The organism is Pseudomonas vanderleydeniana (assembly GCF_014268755.2).
Taxonomy (GTDB): domain Bacteria; phylum Pseudomonadota; class Gammaproteobacteria; order Pseudomonadales; family Pseudomonadaceae; genus Aquipseudomonas; species Aquipseudomonas vanderleydeniana.
In genome coordinates this window covers 3,394,875-3,411,962 of the sequence record NZ_CP077093.1, presented here as the reverse complement: position 1 = coordinate 3,411,962, position 17,088 = coordinate 3,394,875, and the positions used below count along the sequence as shown (strand labels likewise).

The 17,088-nt window shown below is 64.3% G+C and carries 21 protein-coding genes; 2 read left to right on the top strand and 19 right to left on the bottom strand.

Annotated features, from left to right (window positions below; all coding sequences use genetic code 11):
- Position 1 precedes the first annotated feature (1 nt).
- From HU752_RS15555 to HU752_RS15490, 14 genes are all read right to left on the bottom strand, one after another.
- Positions 2 to 1,585, bottom strand: a complete 1,584-nt coding sequence (locus tag HU752_RS15555; RefSeq protein WP_217838509.1) for a pectate lyase — start codon at positions 1,583 to 1,585, stop codon at positions 2 to 4.
- Between the two features lie 157 nt (positions 1,586 to 1,742).
- Complete coding sequence (locus HU752_RS15550) at positions 1,743 to 2,141, bottom strand: type III secretion system chaperone (protein ID WP_186676862.1); 399 nt, start codon at positions 2,139 to 2,141, stop codon at positions 1,743 to 1,745.
- Positions 2,142 to 2,240: 99 nt separating this feature from the next.
- Positions 2,241 to 2,591, bottom strand: coding sequence for a negative regulator of hrp expression HrpV (locus HU752_RS15545; RefSeq protein ID WP_186676864.1), 351 nt, complete (start codon positions 2,589 to 2,591; stop codon positions 2,241 to 2,243).
- Positions 2,584 to 2,781, bottom strand: a complete 198-nt coding sequence (locus tag HU752_RS15540) for a hypothetical protein (RefSeq protein ID WP_186676867.1) — start codon at positions 2,779 to 2,781, stop codon at positions 2,584 to 2,586. The genes HU752_RS15545 and HU752_RS15540 overlap by 8 nt, the downstream gene beginning before the upstream one ends.
- 117 nt (positions 2,782 to 2,898) lie before the next feature.
- Positions 2,899 to 4,935: a type III secretion system outer membrane ring subunit SctC gene (gene sctC, locus HU752_RS15535; RefSeq protein WP_225920157.1), complete on the bottom strand. Its 2,037-nt coding sequence runs from the start codon at positions 4,933 to 4,935 to the stop codon at positions 2,899 to 2,901.
- Positions 4,928 to 5,335 (bottom strand): type III secretion system chaperone, encoded by a 408-nt coding sequence (locus HU752_RS15530; RefSeq protein ID WP_186676869.1) that lies wholly within the window; start codon positions 5,333 to 5,335, stop codon positions 4,928 to 4,930. The genes sctC and HU752_RS15530 overlap by 8 nt, the downstream gene beginning before the upstream one ends.
- Positions 5,322 to 5,543, bottom strand: a complete 222-nt coding sequence (locus HU752_RS15525; protein WP_186676871.1) for a serine kinase — start codon at positions 5,541 to 5,543, stop codon at positions 5,322 to 5,324. The genes HU752_RS15530 and HU752_RS15525 overlap by 14 nt, the downstream gene beginning before the upstream one ends.
- A gap of 86 nt (positions 5,544 to 5,629) precedes the next feature.
- Positions 5,630 to 6,226: a type III secretion system stator protein SctL gene (gene sctL / locus HU752_RS15520; protein WP_186676877.1), complete on the bottom strand. Its 597-nt coding sequence runs from the start codon at positions 6,224 to 6,226 to the stop codon at positions 5,630 to 5,632.
- Entirely contained in the window at positions 6,177 to 6,818 is a 642-nt protein-coding gene (locus tag HU752_RS15515) for a hypothetical protein (protein WP_186676879.1), read from the bottom strand. The genes sctL and HU752_RS15515 overlap by 50 nt, the downstream gene beginning before the upstream one ends.
- Positions 6,815 to 7,609, bottom strand: coding sequence for a type III secretion system inner membrane ring lipoprotein SctJ (gene sctJ / locus HU752_RS15510; protein ID WP_186676886.1), 795 nt, complete (start codon positions 7,607 to 7,609; stop codon positions 6,815 to 6,817). Before sctJ ends, HU752_RS15515 begins: the two co-directional genes overlap by 4 nt.
- Before the next feature lie 9 nt (positions 7,610 to 7,618).
- Complete coding sequence (gene sctI / locus HU752_RS15505) at positions 7,619 to 7,975, bottom strand: type III secretion system inner rod subunit SctI (RefSeq protein ID WP_186676888.1); 357 nt, start codon at positions 7,973 to 7,975, stop codon at positions 7,619 to 7,621.
- Between the two features lie 32 nt (positions 7,976 to 8,007).
- The gene (locus HU752_RS15500; protein WP_186676889.1) at positions 8,008 to 8,922 is read right to left on the bottom strand and encodes a DNA-binding protein; all 915 of its coding nucleotides are present in this window, start codon (positions 8,920 to 8,922) and stop codon (positions 8,008 to 8,010) included.
- Between the two features lie 68 nt (positions 8,923 to 8,990).
- The gene (locus tag HU752_RS15495) at positions 8,991 to 9,197 is read right to left on the bottom strand and encodes a type III secretion system major pilin HrpA (protein ID WP_186676890.1); all 207 of its coding nucleotides are present in this window, start codon (positions 9,195 to 9,197) and stop codon (positions 8,991 to 8,993) included.
- Between the two features lie 142 nt (positions 9,198 to 9,339).
- The gene (locus tag HU752_RS15490; RefSeq protein ID WP_186676891.1) at positions 9,340 to 10,281 is read right to left on the bottom strand and encodes a sigma 54-interacting transcriptional regulator; all 942 of its coding nucleotides are present in this window, start codon (positions 10,279 to 10,281) and stop codon (positions 9,340 to 9,342) included.
- Positions 10,282 to 10,956: 675 nt separating this feature from the next.
- Between HU752_RS15490 and HU752_RS15485 the strand changes: the two genes are divergently transcribed.
- A complete protein-coding gene (locus HU752_RS15485; protein ID WP_186676892.1) occupies positions 10,957 to 11,139 on the top strand; it encodes a hypothetical protein in 183 nt (60 codons plus the stop codon).
- Between the two features lie 41 nt (positions 11,140 to 11,180).
- Here the strand turns inward: HU752_RS15485 and HU752_RS15480 are convergent, their stop codons facing one another.
- Positions 11,181 to 12,563, bottom strand: a complete 1,383-nt coding sequence (locus HU752_RS15480; RefSeq protein WP_186676894.1) for an aspartate aminotransferase family protein — start codon at positions 12,561 to 12,563, stop codon at positions 11,181 to 11,183.
- A 106-nt stretch (positions 12,564 to 12,669) separates the two neighbouring features.
- On the bottom strand, positions 12,670 to 13,521 hold the full coding sequence (locus HU752_RS15475) for a response regulator transcription factor (RefSeq protein ID WP_186676897.1): 852 nt from the start codon (positions 13,519 to 13,521) through the stop codon (positions 12,670 to 12,672).
- A 327-nt stretch (positions 13,522 to 13,848) separates the two neighbouring features.
- Here HU752_RS15475 and HU752_RS15470 point away from each other — a divergent pair, with 327 nt between their 5' ends.
- Positions 13,849 to 14,760 (top strand): LysR family transcriptional regulator, encoded by a 912-nt coding sequence (locus HU752_RS15470; protein ID WP_186676901.1) that lies wholly within the window; start codon positions 13,849 to 13,851, stop codon positions 14,758 to 14,760.
- A gap of 47 nt (positions 14,761 to 14,807) precedes the next feature.
- Here HU752_RS15470 and argE read toward each other — a convergent pair whose 3' ends face one another.
- Genes argE through HU752_RS15455 form a run of 3 tightly spaced genes read right to left on the bottom strand, consistent with a single transcriptional unit; the run spans position 14,808 to position 17,069 of the window.
- On the bottom strand, positions 14,808 to 15,965 hold the full coding sequence (gene argE / locus HU752_RS15465; protein WP_186676904.1) for an acetylornithine deacetylase: 1,158 nt from the start codon (positions 15,963 to 15,965) through the stop codon (positions 14,808 to 14,810).
- Positions 15,962 to 16,639 carry a DUF1028 domain-containing protein gene (locus HU752_RS15460; RefSeq protein WP_186676907.1) on the bottom strand — a complete coding sequence of 226 codons (678 nt, stop codon included), beginning with the start codon at positions 16,637 to 16,639 and terminating at the stop codon, positions 15,962 to 15,964. The genes argE and HU752_RS15460 overlap by 4 nt, the downstream gene beginning before the upstream one ends.
- Positions 16,640 to 16,652: 13 nt before the next feature.
- Positions 16,653 to 17,069 carry a RidA family protein gene (locus tag HU752_RS15455; protein WP_054063228.1) on the bottom strand — a complete coding sequence of 139 codons (417 nt, stop codon included), beginning with the start codon at positions 17,067 to 17,069 and terminating at the stop codon, positions 16,653 to 16,655.
- Positions 17,070 to 17,088 lie beyond the last annotated feature (19 nt).

The following is a 17,088-nucleotide window of genomic DNA, read 5'->3' as shown; positions in this document are numbered from 1 at the left end:
CTCACAGCTCCCGGAAGTGGGTCGACTCAGGCAGCTTGCTGTAAGCGTTCTGGACGTTCTTCAGGTCGATGTTCTTGACGCTCAGGTTCAGGCCCTGGCTGTCGCTCTTGACGAAGGAGAACTTGCCGTCCTCGGCGCTGATGTTGCTCAGGTTGAGGTTCCAGTTGCCCTGCTGCCCACCGTTGGTGCGCATGAAGGTGCCGAAGTCCTTGGCCTTGAAGTTGTCGACGTTGACGGTGGCATCGGCGTTGAGCTGGAAGATCTTGTCGCTGGCACCCTGGGCACTGCTGTTGGTGATGTTCACGGTCGTCGACTTGGCGCCGGCGTCCTTCACCGTCAGGGCGTCTTCGCCGACGTTGGTCCAATGCACGTTGTCGACGTTCACTGGCCGGGCGACCCCGTCCTTGCCGGGTGCGGCCCGCACATGCACGCCATCGGCGCCATTCTCGCCGATCACCACGTTCTTCAGGGTGGCGCCCTCGGCCAGCTCGAACAGCGGCTTCTGCGACTCGCTCTGGCCACCATCGCCCAGGGCGGCGCCGGCAGTGAACGTCTGGCCCTTGCCGTCGAACACTTCGCCCGGCCCGACCTTGATCGTGCTGTTGACCACGGTCGGGTTGCCCGATGCAGTCGGGAACGACACCGGCGCTGCACCGGCATTGTTCAGGGCCAGAGACCCGGCGTCAGGAGCACCGCCCGCCGCGGGTGCCGGCGCTCGGCTGCCACCCCCGGCTACGGGCGCTGCTGCCGGCGCACCGCCTTCTACCGCCGGTGCCGGGGCGCCGCCACCGGGCGCCGGGGCAGCACCGCCGATCGAAGGCATGCCACCACCACCACCACCACCACCACCTGCGCCAGGCGTGCCGAAGGTCTCGGGATGGCTGTCCATGAACTGACCGATCATCTCCAGCAGTTGCTTGAGCCGCTCATCCTGGGACACCTGGCCACCGCCATCGGCCGTCGGGCTGATCGACTGGTTCAGCGAGCCGTCGCCCAGGCTCTTCATCAGCGTATTGACCAGGTCCTCGACCGAGCCGTTGCCCGCGCCCTGGCCGCCCCCCAGCCCCTGACCACCACCCAGGGCCTGCGAACCACCGCCGCCGCCAATCGCGCCACTGCCACCTCCCGAGCCTCCCGAGCCCAGGCCGCCACCCGACTGGCCACCGGTACCGTCCTGGCTGCCATCACCGCCGAGGATTTTCTCGAACAGCGCCATCAGTACCTGGGTCAGCAGTTCCTTGGCCGAGTCGCCGCTGCCGCCATCGGCCGTCTTCTGCCCGTCCTTGCCCTGACCATTGCCGCGCAAGGCCTGCAGCAGATCGTCAGCGGAGCTTTGCCCGCCAGCGCCGACACCGGCTCCCGCGCCCTGGCCCTGGCCCTGGCCCTGGCCCGACGAGGAGCCGAGCAGCATGTCCGCCAGCATGCTGGCCAGATCGTGCAGGCCGGACTGTCCGGATTGTCCCGACTGACCGCCCAGCCCCGGCAAGGCGCCCTGGCCCAGAGAGAAGCCGGCGCCCCCCGTACCGCCCAAACCACCCAGGCTGCCCAAGCCGCCCAGGCCACCTTGTGAAAACCCTGAAAACATCCCTAATTCCGACATGTATCTTGCACTCCGATCCTGAGAATGTGCGGTGGTGGCAACCCTCGCCGCCGACCTCCCGTGGCCCCGTGCCGTGGCGTCCCTCGGCCTGGGGTTCACCCCTGCTGAGTGGCGACCAGGGGCCGGACGGTTCCCTCGTCGGTCAACTGAGGATTCGGGACAGGCTCGAGCGGGTCTCGCGCGCCTGGACGACGAAACCACCCACCAGGCTGCTGAAGCTCTCCTCATCGAGACGGGACAGTTCACGCTGAGTGCACAGGCGCACATCGCCCTGGTCGAGGGCCAGCCAGCAACCGCGTAGGGACGCGGTATCGAAATTCAGGGCGAGTAGCCGTTGCAGGTGTTCAGGACCGGGCTGCAAGGTGCCCAGGCGACAATGAAAGATCACATTGTCGCTGTGTTCCGGCAACTCGATAACGGCGGCTTGAAGATGTTCGTTGTCATACAACGCACAAACACCGTTCTGCCATGTAAGAGTGGCTCCCAGTTGGGTGGCCAAATGGGCAATGTAACGTTGTATCGTTGATGTGGAGTTCGCCATTTGTTTGTCCCTTAGTTGAATGCACCAGGCCTGCGCCGGCTCGCAACATGAGTGGAAAAACAATGGCGAATAGTTCCAAATGGAACGATTATTCCAAAATCAGTGCTTCAGCCCGGCCAATGACAGCAGCTGCAGAAGTAGCGCCTGTATTTGCTCGCACCGATAATCACCCTGCAACTCATGCCAGACCACAAAAGTACGCTGGCTGTCGAGGCAGATGTAGTAACCCTCATAGGACTCGACGTCCTCGAAACGCCGCTTGAGCGTCTCGGAGAACAGCTCGGGGCGCTGCGCCTGCCGGCGGATATTGAGCGCCAGGCCCCAGCCCAGGCTCTCCTTGCGGCATACGAACTCGATGCCAGGTGCCCACTGCAGGACACCCGCACGCTTTTCAGCGGTCCGACGTAGGAAATCCTGCTGATCGGTACTGTGAAAAATCGTTTCAGTCATTCAAAGATACCGTACTGTATTGACCGCCGCCGTCACGCAGCGCGGGAGACCACCAGACATTCAACTGGGAATTATTGGCGTCAACTTGCTGACAACCGCCTACGTTGTTGCAGGAAGTTTCAGACATAGAAGTACAGGCACTCAATAAAAGCACACTCAACACCGCTACAGCGGCCTGCCACGATTTCATCTCATCACCTTCCTTGTCGGACTCTACACAATGTGGCCCGGTAGCTTGGCTACTCTATGGGCTGGGCGCCATTGAACTACGCATGGCGCGTTCATGAGTCTTTTCTTATAACCCCAGCTAGTGCGGGGGCAACAGCGATACTCGTACCGGGGCCGTCGCAGGCGAAACAATCGCCGCCGGACGCAACGCCACGAACACCTCTGTTGATTCACCAGGTTGCAATAGGAACCGCGGGGCAACCGTTACTGCCAATGTCGATGATCCTGAGCAGGATTCGGGGTTGAAGCGTTGCGGCTTGACACTGACGTTCTTGACGACGCCAACCGCCACCGAGAAATCCGGACCACTGAACCATTGCTTCCGTTCGCGATCGAGCACGAACGAATTGTTCACTTTACACAGATCGGCCAAGGCCACGCCAGATGATGCCCGTTTGATATCACTTGGCAAGCGGCCACGAACCAATTCGGCGAATGTCGAGGCGATCGCCGCCCGCAAAACCGCCGAACCTCCCGGCTGCCGACCAGAGGCCAGGGCCTGGTCGAGCTGCTGGCGATTCTCGCTGGCCACGTAGCGAGCCGGATCGATCTGGTCACCGATCAGGCGTGGCGTAAGAATGAACAGTCGCTCGCGCCGCGAGGTTTCGCGCCTGGTCGAAGAGAACATCGGGCCCAGCAGCGGCAACTGCCCGAGCACCGGGACCTGGTCCTTGCGATCCCCCCGTTCGTCGACATGAAAGCCACCAATCACCAGCGAACGGTTTTCGCTGATCACCGCCTGGGTACTGACCGTACCGCGCTTGACGGTCGGGGTCTGCTGATCGGCCGCCTGCTCCAGCTGGCCGTCCTCGATATCGACGATCAGCTGGAAGCGGTTGTGCCGGTCTCCCGGAATGGTCCGGGGCACCACCTGCAGACTGGTCCCGGCCGTCACCGGCTGGATGGTCGCCACCCGTTCGCCGGTGGCCGTGATGTACTGGGTGCGACTGAAGTCGATCACCGCCGGCTGGTTCTCCAGGGTCAGCACCGAGGGCCGGGCGATCACCGAGGCCATGCCCTGCCCCTCGAGCGCCTGGATCTGGGCGAAGAAGCGATCGAAGTCACTGATGAACAAGGTCGAGGAACCGCTGCCGAGCAACGAACTGCCAAAGCCGACATCCCCCACCCGCGCCGACCAGCGCGACTCCAGGTTCGCCAGTTGGTTGCGGTCGATGTCGAGAATGATCGCGTCGATTTCCACCAGGTTGCTCGGTTTGTCCAGCTGCTCGACCAGTTGCTGGTAGATGGCCTGTTTTTCCGGGTTGTCGTAGATCAGCACGGCGTTGTTGCGCACGTCGGCAGCCACCCGGCGCTGTCCCGCAGGCTTGGAGCGAGTGTCGGGACGCCCCGTCACCCGTTCGCTGGCCAGTTTGAGGATCTTGCCACGGGCCATGTCGGCCATGCCCTGCAGGGCTTCGATGTTGGCCTTGGGGTCCTGGGGCGAAGGTTGCAGCGGGCGCTGGTTGTCCAGCACGCCTTCGAGGATCGTCGCCACCCCGGGGATGCTCATGTTCTGCCCACGGTAGCTGATCTGCCGATCGGCCACCGCCGCATAGCGCAGGGGAAACATCATCACCTGCTGCTTTTCCTCGGGCTTGACCTTTTCCTTGCTGAAACCGCGAATCAGCTCGACGTAGCGCACCGGCCCGCTGACCAGCACCACGCCTTCATCGGGCAGTTCGCCCCAGCCGAAGCGCTTGTCCAGCAGGCCGATATCGGTCAGTGCCTGCTTGAGGTCGGGGGCCGCATCGGCGGACACCTCCAGGCGTTGCGACACCTGGGCCGAGGATGGGCTGACATACAGCTTGCCGTTGTAGACGAACCATTGGAACTGGTGCTCCAGGGCCAGCCGGTCGAGGAACTCCTCGGCGTTGGCCGCCCGCAACTTGGCATCCACCACACCGCTGACGCCGCTCAGACTCAGCCCCACGCCATAGGCGTTGGCGAAATCCTTGAGCACGGTTTCCAGCGGGGTCTGGCTCGCCTCGTAACCATAGGCCGATTGCCGCCAGTCCTCGGGTACCACCGCCGACACCGGCGAGGACAGCACCAGCAGCATGAACAACCCGCCCAGTCGCATGAGTCCTGGCTGTTTGAAACGTAGCGGCTTAGACATAGTGGCGTCCCAGGGGTAAGGAGCGGTTGACAGGACGGGCGGCGGCACTGCGTTCGAGGGTCGCCTCCCAGGCGTCGCGCTGGTTGGCCAGGGATTCGATGGCCGCGATAATCACCGCCACCTCATCGACCGGCAGATAGCGCATCAGGCACAGCCGGCGCTCGACCGGATCCAGCGCCAGGGCGGCGCTGAAGCGTCCGAGGCTGGGCCCGGACAGGCGCAAGGCCGCCTCCAGTCCACGGTCGTCGCCGCGCCAGGCGACGCTGAGCAGCGCCACGCACAGCACGCCAGCCGCGCGCCGCTGCAAGCGTTGCGGTGCCTGGTCGATCAGCAACCGCAGCTCGCCCTCGCCGCTGTCCAGCCAGCGCTGCACGGTGACCGCCAGCTCAGCGGATTTCATTGATGATGGCCTTGGCCAGGTTGTGCTTGACCACAATCTCCTGGTTCGCCGCCCAGCTGGCGGTGGAGGACTGGCGGATCGCCGAGTTGAAGGCGTGCCAGTCATCCGGGGAGAAGGCATCCAGATCCAGCGCCGCAGCGTCCAGGTCCTTTTGCGCATGTTCGAAGTTGTTGTCCAGACGACGACGCAGTGCATCAGCAGAAAGCATGGTGAGACTCCAGGTCCGAGAACTGCCCACTGAGTGGCAATCGGTCGCGGTTGGTTCCATCACCGCGGGCGATCATTGCCTGTCGATCACGCCTGGGTGGTGGCAGGCTCCGGCCACAGGGCCTGGACCAGGCTGCCCCAGCCCAGGCTGAACTCGCCCTGCTCGGTCCGCAGGCACAGGGTGTCCGCCGCCAGTTGCGGGTCGGCACGCACGCTCCAGGCCGCCTGGACGAGTTGCAGGCAGTCGGTCGCGGCCCCTACCCAATCGGGATGGCAATGCAGCACGCCGGGCTCGTCCTGGGGCTGCGTCGTAGCCAGTTGGCGGATCAACGCCTCGATGCGCACGGGGTCGTCCTGCTCGCCCGTCAACTGCTGCCATGCCTGGCCCACCAGGGTTTGTGCATGGTGCGTGATCTGCTCCCACATCTGCTGGCGTTGCACCTGCCAGTCCGCCAGCATGGTATCCGCCTGGCGCCAGGCCTCGGCCTGGGCACTGGCCCTGGCCTCTTCACGCAACCGGGCGGCTTGCTGCCGAGCGTCCTCCAGCAAGGCCTGGGCTTCGGCCCTGGCGGCTTCGAGCAACTGCTCGGCGAGCAGGCTGTCCTGGAGGATTTCGCGACGCAGTACGGGGCCGCTAGGCAACGCCTGGGGATGACTCAAGCTCAGGCTGCGACGGGTCAACATGGAACGGTCCTTGTGTGATGAAAGTGAGGGCGTACCAACCAACGGCCTGCCACAGGGCATTCAAACGTGCCGGCGGCAGTTCCTCGAAGGCCTGCTGCTCGGCCGCCTCGACCATTGGACGGGCAAAGCCCAGGCGCAGTCGCTGCCACACGGGCTCGCCCACCCAGGCTCGCAGCAGGCGCAGCCCCTGGAGCTCGATCCCTCCGTCGTGCCAGTGGCCGGGCAACCAGTGCCCGGGCTGCAACGCCCGACCCAGTCGCCGGCACCAGGTCCGGTCGGCTTCATCGAGTACCAGGCCGGTCTCGGACTGGCTGCCGGAACAGACCGCCACCGCCAGCTGCAACACGCGCTGCCACTGGCCCGCATCCAGTCCCAGCAACGGCAGCAGCCCGGGATTGGGCGGCTCGGGCCAGGCCGCGCGCAGGCCCAGGTGTTGTTCGACCCAGGGTGGGGCGGCGCGCAACCGGGCTTGCCATTCAGGCCCCAGGGACGCCCTGCCCAGTTGCCAGCTGGTATCGGCCCCCTGCCCACTCGCCACCCACCAGCGGACCCAGGCCAGCGCCTGCGGTTCGGAGATCGACAAGGTGTTCATGCCGGATCGGTCGGCGCGGGCTTCATGCCCCCCGCTCCCTTGAACAGCCGCTGGCGCCAACCCGGATTCAATGCCAGCAGGCCACCGAGCAGCAGCACCAGAGCCACGGCGCACAATCCCAGCAGCCACTGCCAGAACTGCCAGCGCTCGCGGGTCAGGCTGAAGGGGCCGATCTCGACCATTTCCACCGTTTCGCGGTAGCCCTGGGCCGGCACGAAGACCACAGCGAGTTTCTTGTCATCGGCACCGCCGATGCCCGGGATACTGCTGGCGACCATGCGCCGGATCCGTGGCAGCACGCTGTCCGGATCGAGCTCGGGGCGGTGCTTGATGAACACCGCGGCGGACGCCGGCTGCACCGGCTCACCCGGCGCGATGCGCTCGGGCAGGACCACATGCACCCGCGCCACCACCACGCCGTCGATCTGCGACAGGGTCTGTTCCAGTTCCTGCGACAAGGCGTAGAGGTAGCGGGCGCGTTCCTCCAGGGGCGAGGAAATCACCCCTTCCTTGCGAAACACCTCGCCCAGGCTCGAACGCGAACGATGTGGCAGCCCCGCGGCATCGAGCACCCGCACGGCGCGGGAGATATCACGGGTCGCCACCAGCACGGCAACGCCGTTCTTGTCCAGGCGCTTCTGCGCCTCGATATGCTTGCCGGCCAGTTCCGCCACCACCTCGTTGGCGTCCTGTTCGGACAAGTCGCGATGCAGTTCCATGCGTTCGCCACAGCCCGCCAGCAGCAGGATCATCAAGGCCGCCAGCAGCGGCCCGAGCACCTTGGGATGCATGGTTGTGCCTTATTGAAGACTGGTGAGTTTTTCCACGCTCTGCGCCGCCTTGCTCACCAGCTTGGCGCTGAGCAGGCTCTGCAGGTAGAACGATGACAGCGAGCGGTTGGCCTGCAACGCCTGCTGCGGATCGGTGGATCGCGCCGCCCGCTGCAGGTCGCGGTCAGCCCGGTCGGCGCCCTTCTGCAGCGCCGTACCGGCCTGGGAAATCGGTGATGCGGTGGGTTCACTCGGCGCTCCACGCGCCGCCACCTGCTGCATCTGCAGGTTGAACCAGGCAATGTCCGCCTCGGCAGGCGGCCTGACCGGCAGCGCCTCGCCCCCGGATACCGCCGGGTGTCCAGCTGTTACCCCTGTAATCGCCATTCAAGCTCTCCTGCCAGGACGAAGGTTTACATTCAGCCGCGATAGCTGGTGGCGCTTTGCTGCATCACCACCGACAGCACGTTGCCAGCGGCAATGCTCGCGTCGGTCTTGAGCGTGTTGCCCGCGCCGCCGTTCTGGAAGTTCTGCTCGGCATTGGGGAACAGTCCACCCAGCGAGTTGCCCTGAGCGCTGCCCTTGACCTCGCCCTTGATCAGGTCGATGGCCTTCTGGAACTGCTTGCTCTCGTTGCGCGACATGTACAGGTCGCCCTCGGACAGCTCGCCCATCCAGTCCTTGGACTTGCCATCGGGCTTGCCGAACTCTTCCGGGTGCATGTCCATGAAGCGCGCGACTTCCTTGAGCACGTCCTTGTCATCGTTGGAGAAGGCCATCTCGCCACGGGCATCGCGAATCGGGTTGCCGGTGGGCTTGAGCAGGTTGTCGAGCTTCTCCTCGCCCAGGTTGCCCAGCAGTGACGACAACAGTTCCTGGATGCCACCGCCGTGGCCGGTGCCAGTGCTCGATGGATTCCAGCCGCTGTTGGCCGCACCACCGAACGGGCTGCCAGCCTGCTGGCTGCCACCGCCGAGAATGTCCTTGATCAGGCTTTCCAGGCCCTTGGTGAACGCGGCCTTTTCGTCCTTGTCGAGGTAGTTGTCCTCGCCCAGCTCGTCGCGCCAGGTGCGCACCTTGCCATTGGCGTCATCGGGCTTGCCGAATTCGCCGATGTTCTTGTCCATGTGGTCGGCGATCATCCCCAGCAGCGGGTTCTTCGCATCACGGATGTTGGCGCCGCTACCGGACTTTTCGAACAGTGCGTCGCTGAGCAGCGATGCGATCTGGCCAGCGGTGTCGTCGGAACTGCCCTGCGCACCGCCCAGGCCGGCGGCGCTGAAACCGCCCTGGAACGAGCCGGTTTGCGGCAGGCTAATCGAAGTGGAAAACATAGATAGGCTCCTGCTTGACTGCACGAGTCATGGCCCTCTCGACCACGGTCAAGAGGGCCCACGACCACTTAGTAGTTGATCGCCTTGCCGGTTTGCTGCGCGGCGTTCTGCGCCTTGGTGGCAGAGTCCTGGTAGGCGCTGGCGATACCGTTGACGGTATCGGTCATCATCTTGTTGGACTGGGCCTGGGCGTTCATGGTGGTGGTGGCAGCTGCGGTGGAGTCCATTTGCTGCATGGCAGCCATCGAAGCGCCAAGGGATGCGGTACCGGCCATAGTTGTTACTCCTAGTAATCGAAGGTTGTTTGAGCACCCAAATGGTGTTCGAACAATGAGTGGTCGATTACCGGCGGCGGTTCCATGAGCGGAGCAAATTGCGCTGCAGTGACCTGCTCGGCGCGATTGCAGGCAAGCGTGATCAGAGCTCGGGGGAGTCGATACTCAGCGTTTTCATGCGGTGATAGAGCGTGCGCCGGGGAATGCCCAGCTCGCTGACCACCGCGTCGATGCACTTGGCGTGGCGCTCCAGGCAATCGAGGATCAGGGTCTTCTCGAACAGGCGCAGGTGGCTCTTGAGCGGCGCCTGCGCCCGGCAGGAAGCGAACGGGTCGATGCTCTGCAGTGGCGGCATGCCCAGCACGAAACGTTCGGCGGCGCACTTGAGCTCACGGATATTGCCGGGCCAGCGATGGCTGAGCAGGCTCTTGAGCAGGTGCGGGTCAGGTTCGGGGATCGGTTGGTGATGACGCTCGGCCGCCTCGCGGACAAACCGCCGGAACAACGGCTGGATGTGCTGCAGGCCGGAACGCAGGGTCGGCAACTGGATCTTGATCACATTCAGGCGAAAAAACAGGTCACGACGAAACTTGCCTTCCTCCACCAGCTTTTCCAGCGGAGTCTGGGTGGCGACGATCACCCGCAGGTCCAGCGGCACGAAGCGTGTCGAGCCCAGGCGTTCGATACCCCGCATTTCCAGGACCCGCAGCAGCTTGGCCTGGAGCAGCAGCGGCATGCTGTCGATCTCGTCCAGATACAGCGTACCGCCGTTGGAGGCCTCGATGTAGCCGGCGCGAGACTTCGACGCACCGGTATAGGCTCCGGCCATGACCCCGAACAGCTCGCTCTCGGCCAGTTGCTCCGGAACCGCCGCGCAATTGAGTGCCACCAGTTGCCCGTCACGGCCGGACAATTCATGGATACGGCGGGCCAGGGTGTCTTTACCAGTACCGGTTTCTCCCTCGAGGACCATATCGATCTTCAGTGGCGCGGCCTTTCTGACAAACGCTTGCAAGGCTCCCACGTTGTCGAGAACCTCGTGTTCCCGCTGCGTGGTATCACTATCGAAAAAGCCCCCAGTCATCTTGCTCCCTCACGATGATGATCACTTGTCTTGGTATCGAGGAATACAAAGCGTCATGCCTTCCCTACCCCCACGTACGGAAAACCGATGGACATCAGAAGCTTGAGAGTATTCCCGCCACACCATTATTTTTTTGGGCGCTACATGCCGGCAGTTTCGATCATCGCGCAGCCGGTTCGGGTGAACCGGTGCGACAATGCCCGAGGATTGTCGCCGCCTATTTGGGCAAATCGGCGACGGCGCTGTCAATCGGGCCGACGCTTAGGGAGTTGCGCACGCGATACCTTCCAGGTGCCAACGACAAAACCCTGACCAAGCAGGCACGGGGCCGTCTCCATGGGCCCGGGGCGAGTCTAATGATGCGCTATTCAAACTCAAAATTGAAATTCAATAGTCCGATCATAGGTAACCTCTATAGCCCTTTGACTATTGAGTCTATCTATAGATACCGCCCGCCTGACGGTCATGAAACAGCAGATGTTGCACAATGCGGTGTCAATCGGGGTACCCTGGGACTCTGGCAAACGAACGATTCAGCATGAAGCGCTGGCGGATGCTGTGCTTCGAGCCGACGACGCTGGCCGAGACGATACGGGATCTGACGGAGGGCTCGGCCGGCGATTCGGAGTTCACCCGGCCGGCACTAGCCCAAGCGAAACAGGCCCAGTCCAGCAGATGCTGGAGCTGAGCCTGGTGTTCATTGGGCTGAAGTTCGTGGTGTTTGCCGCCTATGGTGCCTTGGCGGCGTCAGTACGCCAGCCTGTCATCTCCAGCAGCGCCGTCCAGAATGGGATGCGACGCAGCGTTGCCGCCGCCTTCGCTGTGCTGGCCGCAAAGCTGGCCTTCACCCAGCGCTAGCCTGCTCGCCGCAGCAGGGTTGCGGCGGCGTGCCAGCCGATTCACAGGCGCCCCAGCTCCTGCGCCGTGCGGTCGACGGCGATACGGGTCTTTTCGACCAGTTCGTCGATCTCGCTACGTCCGGCCACCAGTGCCGGCGCCATGATCATCCGTCCCAGGGTCGAACGAATGATCAGGCCCTCTTCGAAACCGATGGTCCGGCAGCGCCAGGCAATATCGTTCTCGTTGGCGAACCGCTTGCGGGTGCCCTTGTCTTCGGCGAACTGCAACGCCGCCACCAGGCCGGCGCCCTGCACTTCACCGATCAGCGGGTGCTGCTCGAACACCTCGCGCAGGCAGCGCTGCAGGTACGGGCCGGTGTCGTCCTTCACGCGCTTGACGATGCCTTCGTCGCGCAGCGCCCTGAGGTTGGCGATCGCCACGGCGGCGGCCACCGGGTGGCCGGAATAGGTCAGGCCGTGGGCGAACACCCCGCCCTGCTCCACCAGCGCCTCGGCGATACGCTTGCTCAGCACCAGGCCACCCATCGGGATGTAGCCGGAGGTCAGGCCCTTGGCGATCGACAGGGTGTCCGGCTGAAAGCCGAAGTACTCGTGCGCGAACCACTCACCGGTTCGGCCAAACCCGCCGATCACTTCGTCGGCGCACAGCAGCACGTCGTACTGACGGCAGATGCGCTGGATCTCCGGCCAGTAGCTCTCTGGCGGGAAGATCATGCCGCCCGCGCCCTGGAACGGCTCGGCGATGAAGCCGGCGACGTTCTCGGCGCCCAGTTCGAGAATCTTATCTTCCAGCTGCAGCGCACAACGACGGCCGAACTCGGCCGGGGTCAGTTCGCCGCCCTGGGCGTACCAGTACGGCTCGTCGATGTGTGCGACATCCGGGATCAGCCCGCCCATTTCGTGCATGAACTTCATCCCGCCCAGGGCGGTGGCCGCCAGGGTCGAGCCGTGGTAGCCGTTCCAGCGACCGATCATGATCTTCTTCTGCGGCTTGCCCACCACCTGCCAATAACGGCGCACGGTACGGATCAGCACCTCGTTGGCCTCGGAGCCGGAGTTGGTGTAGATGGCGTGGCTGTAGTGAGCGGGCAGCAGGCTGAACAGCAGCTCGGAAAGCTCGACCACCGCCGGGTGGGTGGTGTGGAAGAACATGTTGTAGTACGCCAACTGGTCCATCTGCGTCGCGGCGGCGGCCGTCAGGTCCCTGCGGCCATAACCCAGCTGGGTGCACCACAGGCCGGACATGCCGTCCAGGTAACGCTTGCCGTCGTTGTCCCACAGGTGCAGGCCTTCGCCACGCACCATCACCCGCGGGCCTTCGGCATTGAGGGCCTTCTGGTCGAGGAAGGCGTGAATGTGGTGGGCGGCGTCGGCCGCCTGGTAGTCACGGGTGGTGCGTTGTGGGGTAACGGGGGCGTTCATGGTCATGATTCCTATCGTGTTGTTGTCTTTTTCCAGGCAGCAGCCTGCCGTATGGCCCGGTCCGCGCTTGATTCGGGACCAGGCCAGCGTTGCAGCGGGATATCAATCAGTGTCGGTGGTCGAGGTAGTACGCCAGCGGGTCCTTGCCCAGGCCGTCCCGGGCCAGGGCCAGGGAATTGATGAACAGCGAGAACAGTTCCGACTGCGAGGAAATGTCCAGTTTCACGTAGATGTTCTTGCGGTGACTCTTGATGGTGTCTTCGGACACGCCCAGGCGCTCGGCCAGGGACTTGCTCGAATAACCGCGCAGCAACAGCTGCACGATGCCGCACTCGCGCTCGGTCAGCACCGAGGCGCCAAAGTTGCTCAGGGCACTGCTGACCTGCCGTTCGATCGCACTTTCGAAGCGCCCGCCCAGCACCTGGCTCTCCAGATATCGCCAGTGCTGGCTCACCACCGCCAGTACCCACGGGGTCACGCACTTGAGGTCGCGCACCTGGCTGGCGCTGTAGGTGCCGGTGGTGGCCAGTTCGACCGCGATCACCAGCTCCGTGCCCAGCGGCACCAGGTAGTTCACCTCGTCCTCCAGGTGCGAGTGCTGGTAGAAGCTCAGGTAGTACTCGCTGCGCTTGAAATGGTCCGGGGCCACGTCGGCCAGTTGGTAGCAGCCGGCGCTCGCGCCCTCCATTGCCGCCCGGTAGAACGGACACAGCAGGCAGTGACCGTCGATGTATTCGCGGATGCTGCCCTGCGGCAGCCAGGGTCCGTCGTCCTGGGTCTCGGCCAATGCCGACGGCAGGCCCTGGCGCGGAAACAGATAGACCATGGTGCCCTGGCTCGGGGCCAGGTAGCACAGCGCCGCAAACAGGGCATCGACGAAACCGGGCTGGCCGATCACGCAGGTGACGTTGGCCAGGTGGCGATACCAGTCTTGGGTGGTCAGTCGATTGCTTGCCATCGAGGCGGCCTTTTACCGTTCATTACCTGCCGGCGAAGGTGGAGATTTCCGGCACGGAGAATCTTCTCATCAGTCGGGCAAGCGGCCTATCACCCTTTAGGGTGAGCGTCGCGAAGCCGCCTGCGGCGACCGTTGGCGCTTCTCGTGAGGCTCATGGTTGTGCACCACGGCAGGGCGCTTGCATAGGATTTCATGAGGTGTCTGAGCATAAAAAAGCTGATACCCCACGGCACCGGCATGCCAGGATAATGAAACGCTGCCCCCACGTCCGCCAACGGGGTTCAAGACGCCTCAAGGTGGGCGAAACGTATCTGATGAGAGGATTCCGTGGCTGCCTATAACCTTCGCCAGTTGAAGTACTTCACCGCCGTCGTCGAATGCGGCAGCGTCGCCGAGGCCTCGCGCAAGCTCTATATCGCGCAGCCTTCGGTCTCCACCGCCATCCGCCAGCTCGAGGACAGCTTCAACGTCCAGCTGTTCATCCGCCAGCACGCCAACGGCATGTCGCTGACTCCGGCCGGCAACCGTTTCTACCGCAAGGCCCAGGAACTGCTGCGCATGGCGCACGAGTTCGAGCAGAACGCACTGGCCGATAACGATGTGGTCGCCGGGCAGATCGACATCGGCTGTTACGAGACCGTGGCGCCGCTGTACCTGCCGCGATTGATCGCCGGTTTTCGCGAGCGCTGGCCGGGGGTAGAGATCCGCATTCGCGATGGCGAGCAACAGGAACTGATACAGGCGCTCACCAGCGGCAGCATCGACCTGGCGATGCTGTTCGAGCACGACCTGGACCACACCATCGAGACGGCACCACTGATGCCGCCACAACAACCCTACGCGCTGCTGCCCGCCGACCACCGCTTCGCCCGGCAAGCCAAGGTGTCGCTGCACGATCTGGTGCTCGAACCGATGATCCTGCTCGGCACCCTGCCCAGCCGGACCTACTTCGTGAGCATCTTCACCGAGCGCGGCCTGACACCCCACATCACCTTCAGCTCGCCGTCGATCGAGATGGTCCGCGGCATGGTCGCCCAGGGCTTCGGCTTCTCGATCCTGGTGACCAAGCCGTTCTCCAACTACACCTATGACGGCAAGCAGCTGGCCTGCGTGCCGCTGGCCGAAACCGTCACCGGGTCGGGGCTGTCCGCCGCCTGGCTGCGCCGCTCGCAACTGACCAAGCCGGCACAGCTGTTCGTGGAGTACTGCATCGAGGAGTTGGCGCGCCTGCAACACTGAGCGCCAGAAAGATAGCGAGGTTGCGCACGCAACCTCGCGAGGAAAGGTCACTGGCCCTGGCGAACGAACGCCAACACCCGTTCCAGCATCTCGTCACAGGCCTGCAACTGCGCCAGGCTGACGAACTCGTCGGGCTTGTGTCCCTGGTCCATGCTGCCCGGCCCGCACACCACGGTCGGGATACCCGCCTGGTCGAACAGCCCGCCTTCAGTCCCGAACGCCACCGTCCCGAACTCACGCGAACCACAGAACTGCGCCACCCAACGGGCCGCCTGGCTCTGTACCGAAGTCGCCAGGCCCGGATAGCTCGACAGCTCGCTGAAACGGATGTCGCTCTGGGCGCTGACCGCGCGCATCGCCGGCAACAGGGTGTCGGCAGCGTACTGCTGCAGTCGCTCGGCGACCTGCCAGGGGTCCATGTGCGGCAAGGCCCGCACCTCGAAATCGAACCGGCAAGCCTCCGGCACGATGTTCAACGCCTTGCCGCCCTCGATCACCCCGGTCTGCACCGTGGAAAACGGCGGGTCGAAGCGCTCGTCATGCTGCCCGGGCGCCCTGAGTGCTTGGCCCAGGCGACCGAGTTCGGCGATCAGCCGCGCGGCGTACTCGATGGCATTGACCCCCTGCGGCGCATAGGCCGAATGACAGGCCGCACCGTGCACATCGCAGCGCATCGCCAGCTTGCCCTTGTGCCCGAGCACCGGCTTGAGCTGCGTCGGCTCGCCGATCACGCACAGCAGTGGCTTGACCGGCCGCTCACGCAACACCTCGAGCAGCGAACGCACACCCAGGCAACCGACCTCCTCGTCATAGGACAAGGCGATATGCACCGGCAGGCGCAGATGGCTGTCGACCAGCGCCGGCACCAGGGCCAGGACACAGGCGATGTAGCCCTTCATGTCGGCGGTACCACGCCCGTACAGATTGCCGTTGCGCTCGGTCAGCTCGAACGGCGGGCAGGTCCAGGCCTGGCCGTCGGCCGGCACCACGTCGGTGTGCCCGGACAGCACGATGCCCGGAACATCCGCCGGGCCGATGGTCGCGAACAGATTGGCCTTGCTGCGCTCGGGGTTGTGAATCAGCTCGCAAGGCACGCCCAGGTCGGCCAGGTAGTCGCGCACGAACCCGATCAACTCAAGGTTCGATTCGCGGCTGGTGGTGTCGAAAGCCACCAGCCGCGCCAGCAGCTCGCGGCTGGTGCTCATCGGTCATCCCCCGGCACGCCATAGCCGGGCGCCCGCGAAGGCTCCAGGGCGCGGTCGATGTAGTCCTGCATCTGCGGGCGATAGGCTTGCCACAGCTGGCCCAGCTCACCGATCGGGTCCTGATCGGCCCAATCGACCCGCAGGTTGACGATCGGCCAGAGCAGCTCGCCCACCACCACCAGCGCCGCCGAATGCACCGGACCTGCTTCACCGCCCTCACCCACCCCGGCCTGCATGGCCGCCAGCAGGCGATCGGCCAACTGCCCCTCGGCCTGTTCGAAAGCGCGGACCATCGCCTCGATCACCGTCGGGCTGGCCAGCATGTTGCCGGCGGCCACGCACTGTTCGCCGCTCACGGCGTTGTTCACGCCGAGGGTTTCACTGCCGCTGAAGTGCGCGGTGCGGCCCAGGTGGTCGATGACGGTGATCTGCCGGTACTGGCTGTAGCCGTTGCGCGTCAGCACCCGGTCCAGCGCCTGGGCAGGAGAAAGCCCCTGCTCGAGTTCGTCCAGGGTTTCCGGCCCCAGCGCCGGCAAGGTGATGTTCTGCGAGGCCACCGCGCCCACGCCGGGGCGCAGCCAGGGACAACGCGCGCCCACGGCAATGCTCGACGAACTGATGGCGATGCCGAACTGGCCGGTGCTTTCGCAGCGGGCGACGATGGAAAAGGTCATGGCAAGGCTCCTGTCAGTCCGGAATAACGGCGATCACGTCGATTTCCATCAGCCATTGCGGCTGGGCCAGGCCCGAGACCACCAGCCCGGTGGAGATCGGAAACACACCCTTGAGCCACTTGCCGACCTCGCGATAGACCGGCTCGCGGTAGCGCGGGTCGATGATGTAGGTGGTGGTCTTGACGATATGCGACAGGTCGCTGCCGGCCTCTTCCAGCAGTTGCTTGACGTTCTTCATCGCCTGCTCGGCCTGCGCGGCCGGATCGCCCAGGCCCACCAGGTTGCCGGCGAAGTCGGTGCCGACCTGGCCGCGCACATACACGGTGTTGCCAGCGCGCACGGCCTGGCACAGGTCGTTGTCCAGGGTCTGGTTGGGGTAGGTTTCCTTGGTGTTGAACATGCGGATACGGGTGTGGGTCGGTGTAGCCATGGCGAGGTTTCCTTGAATG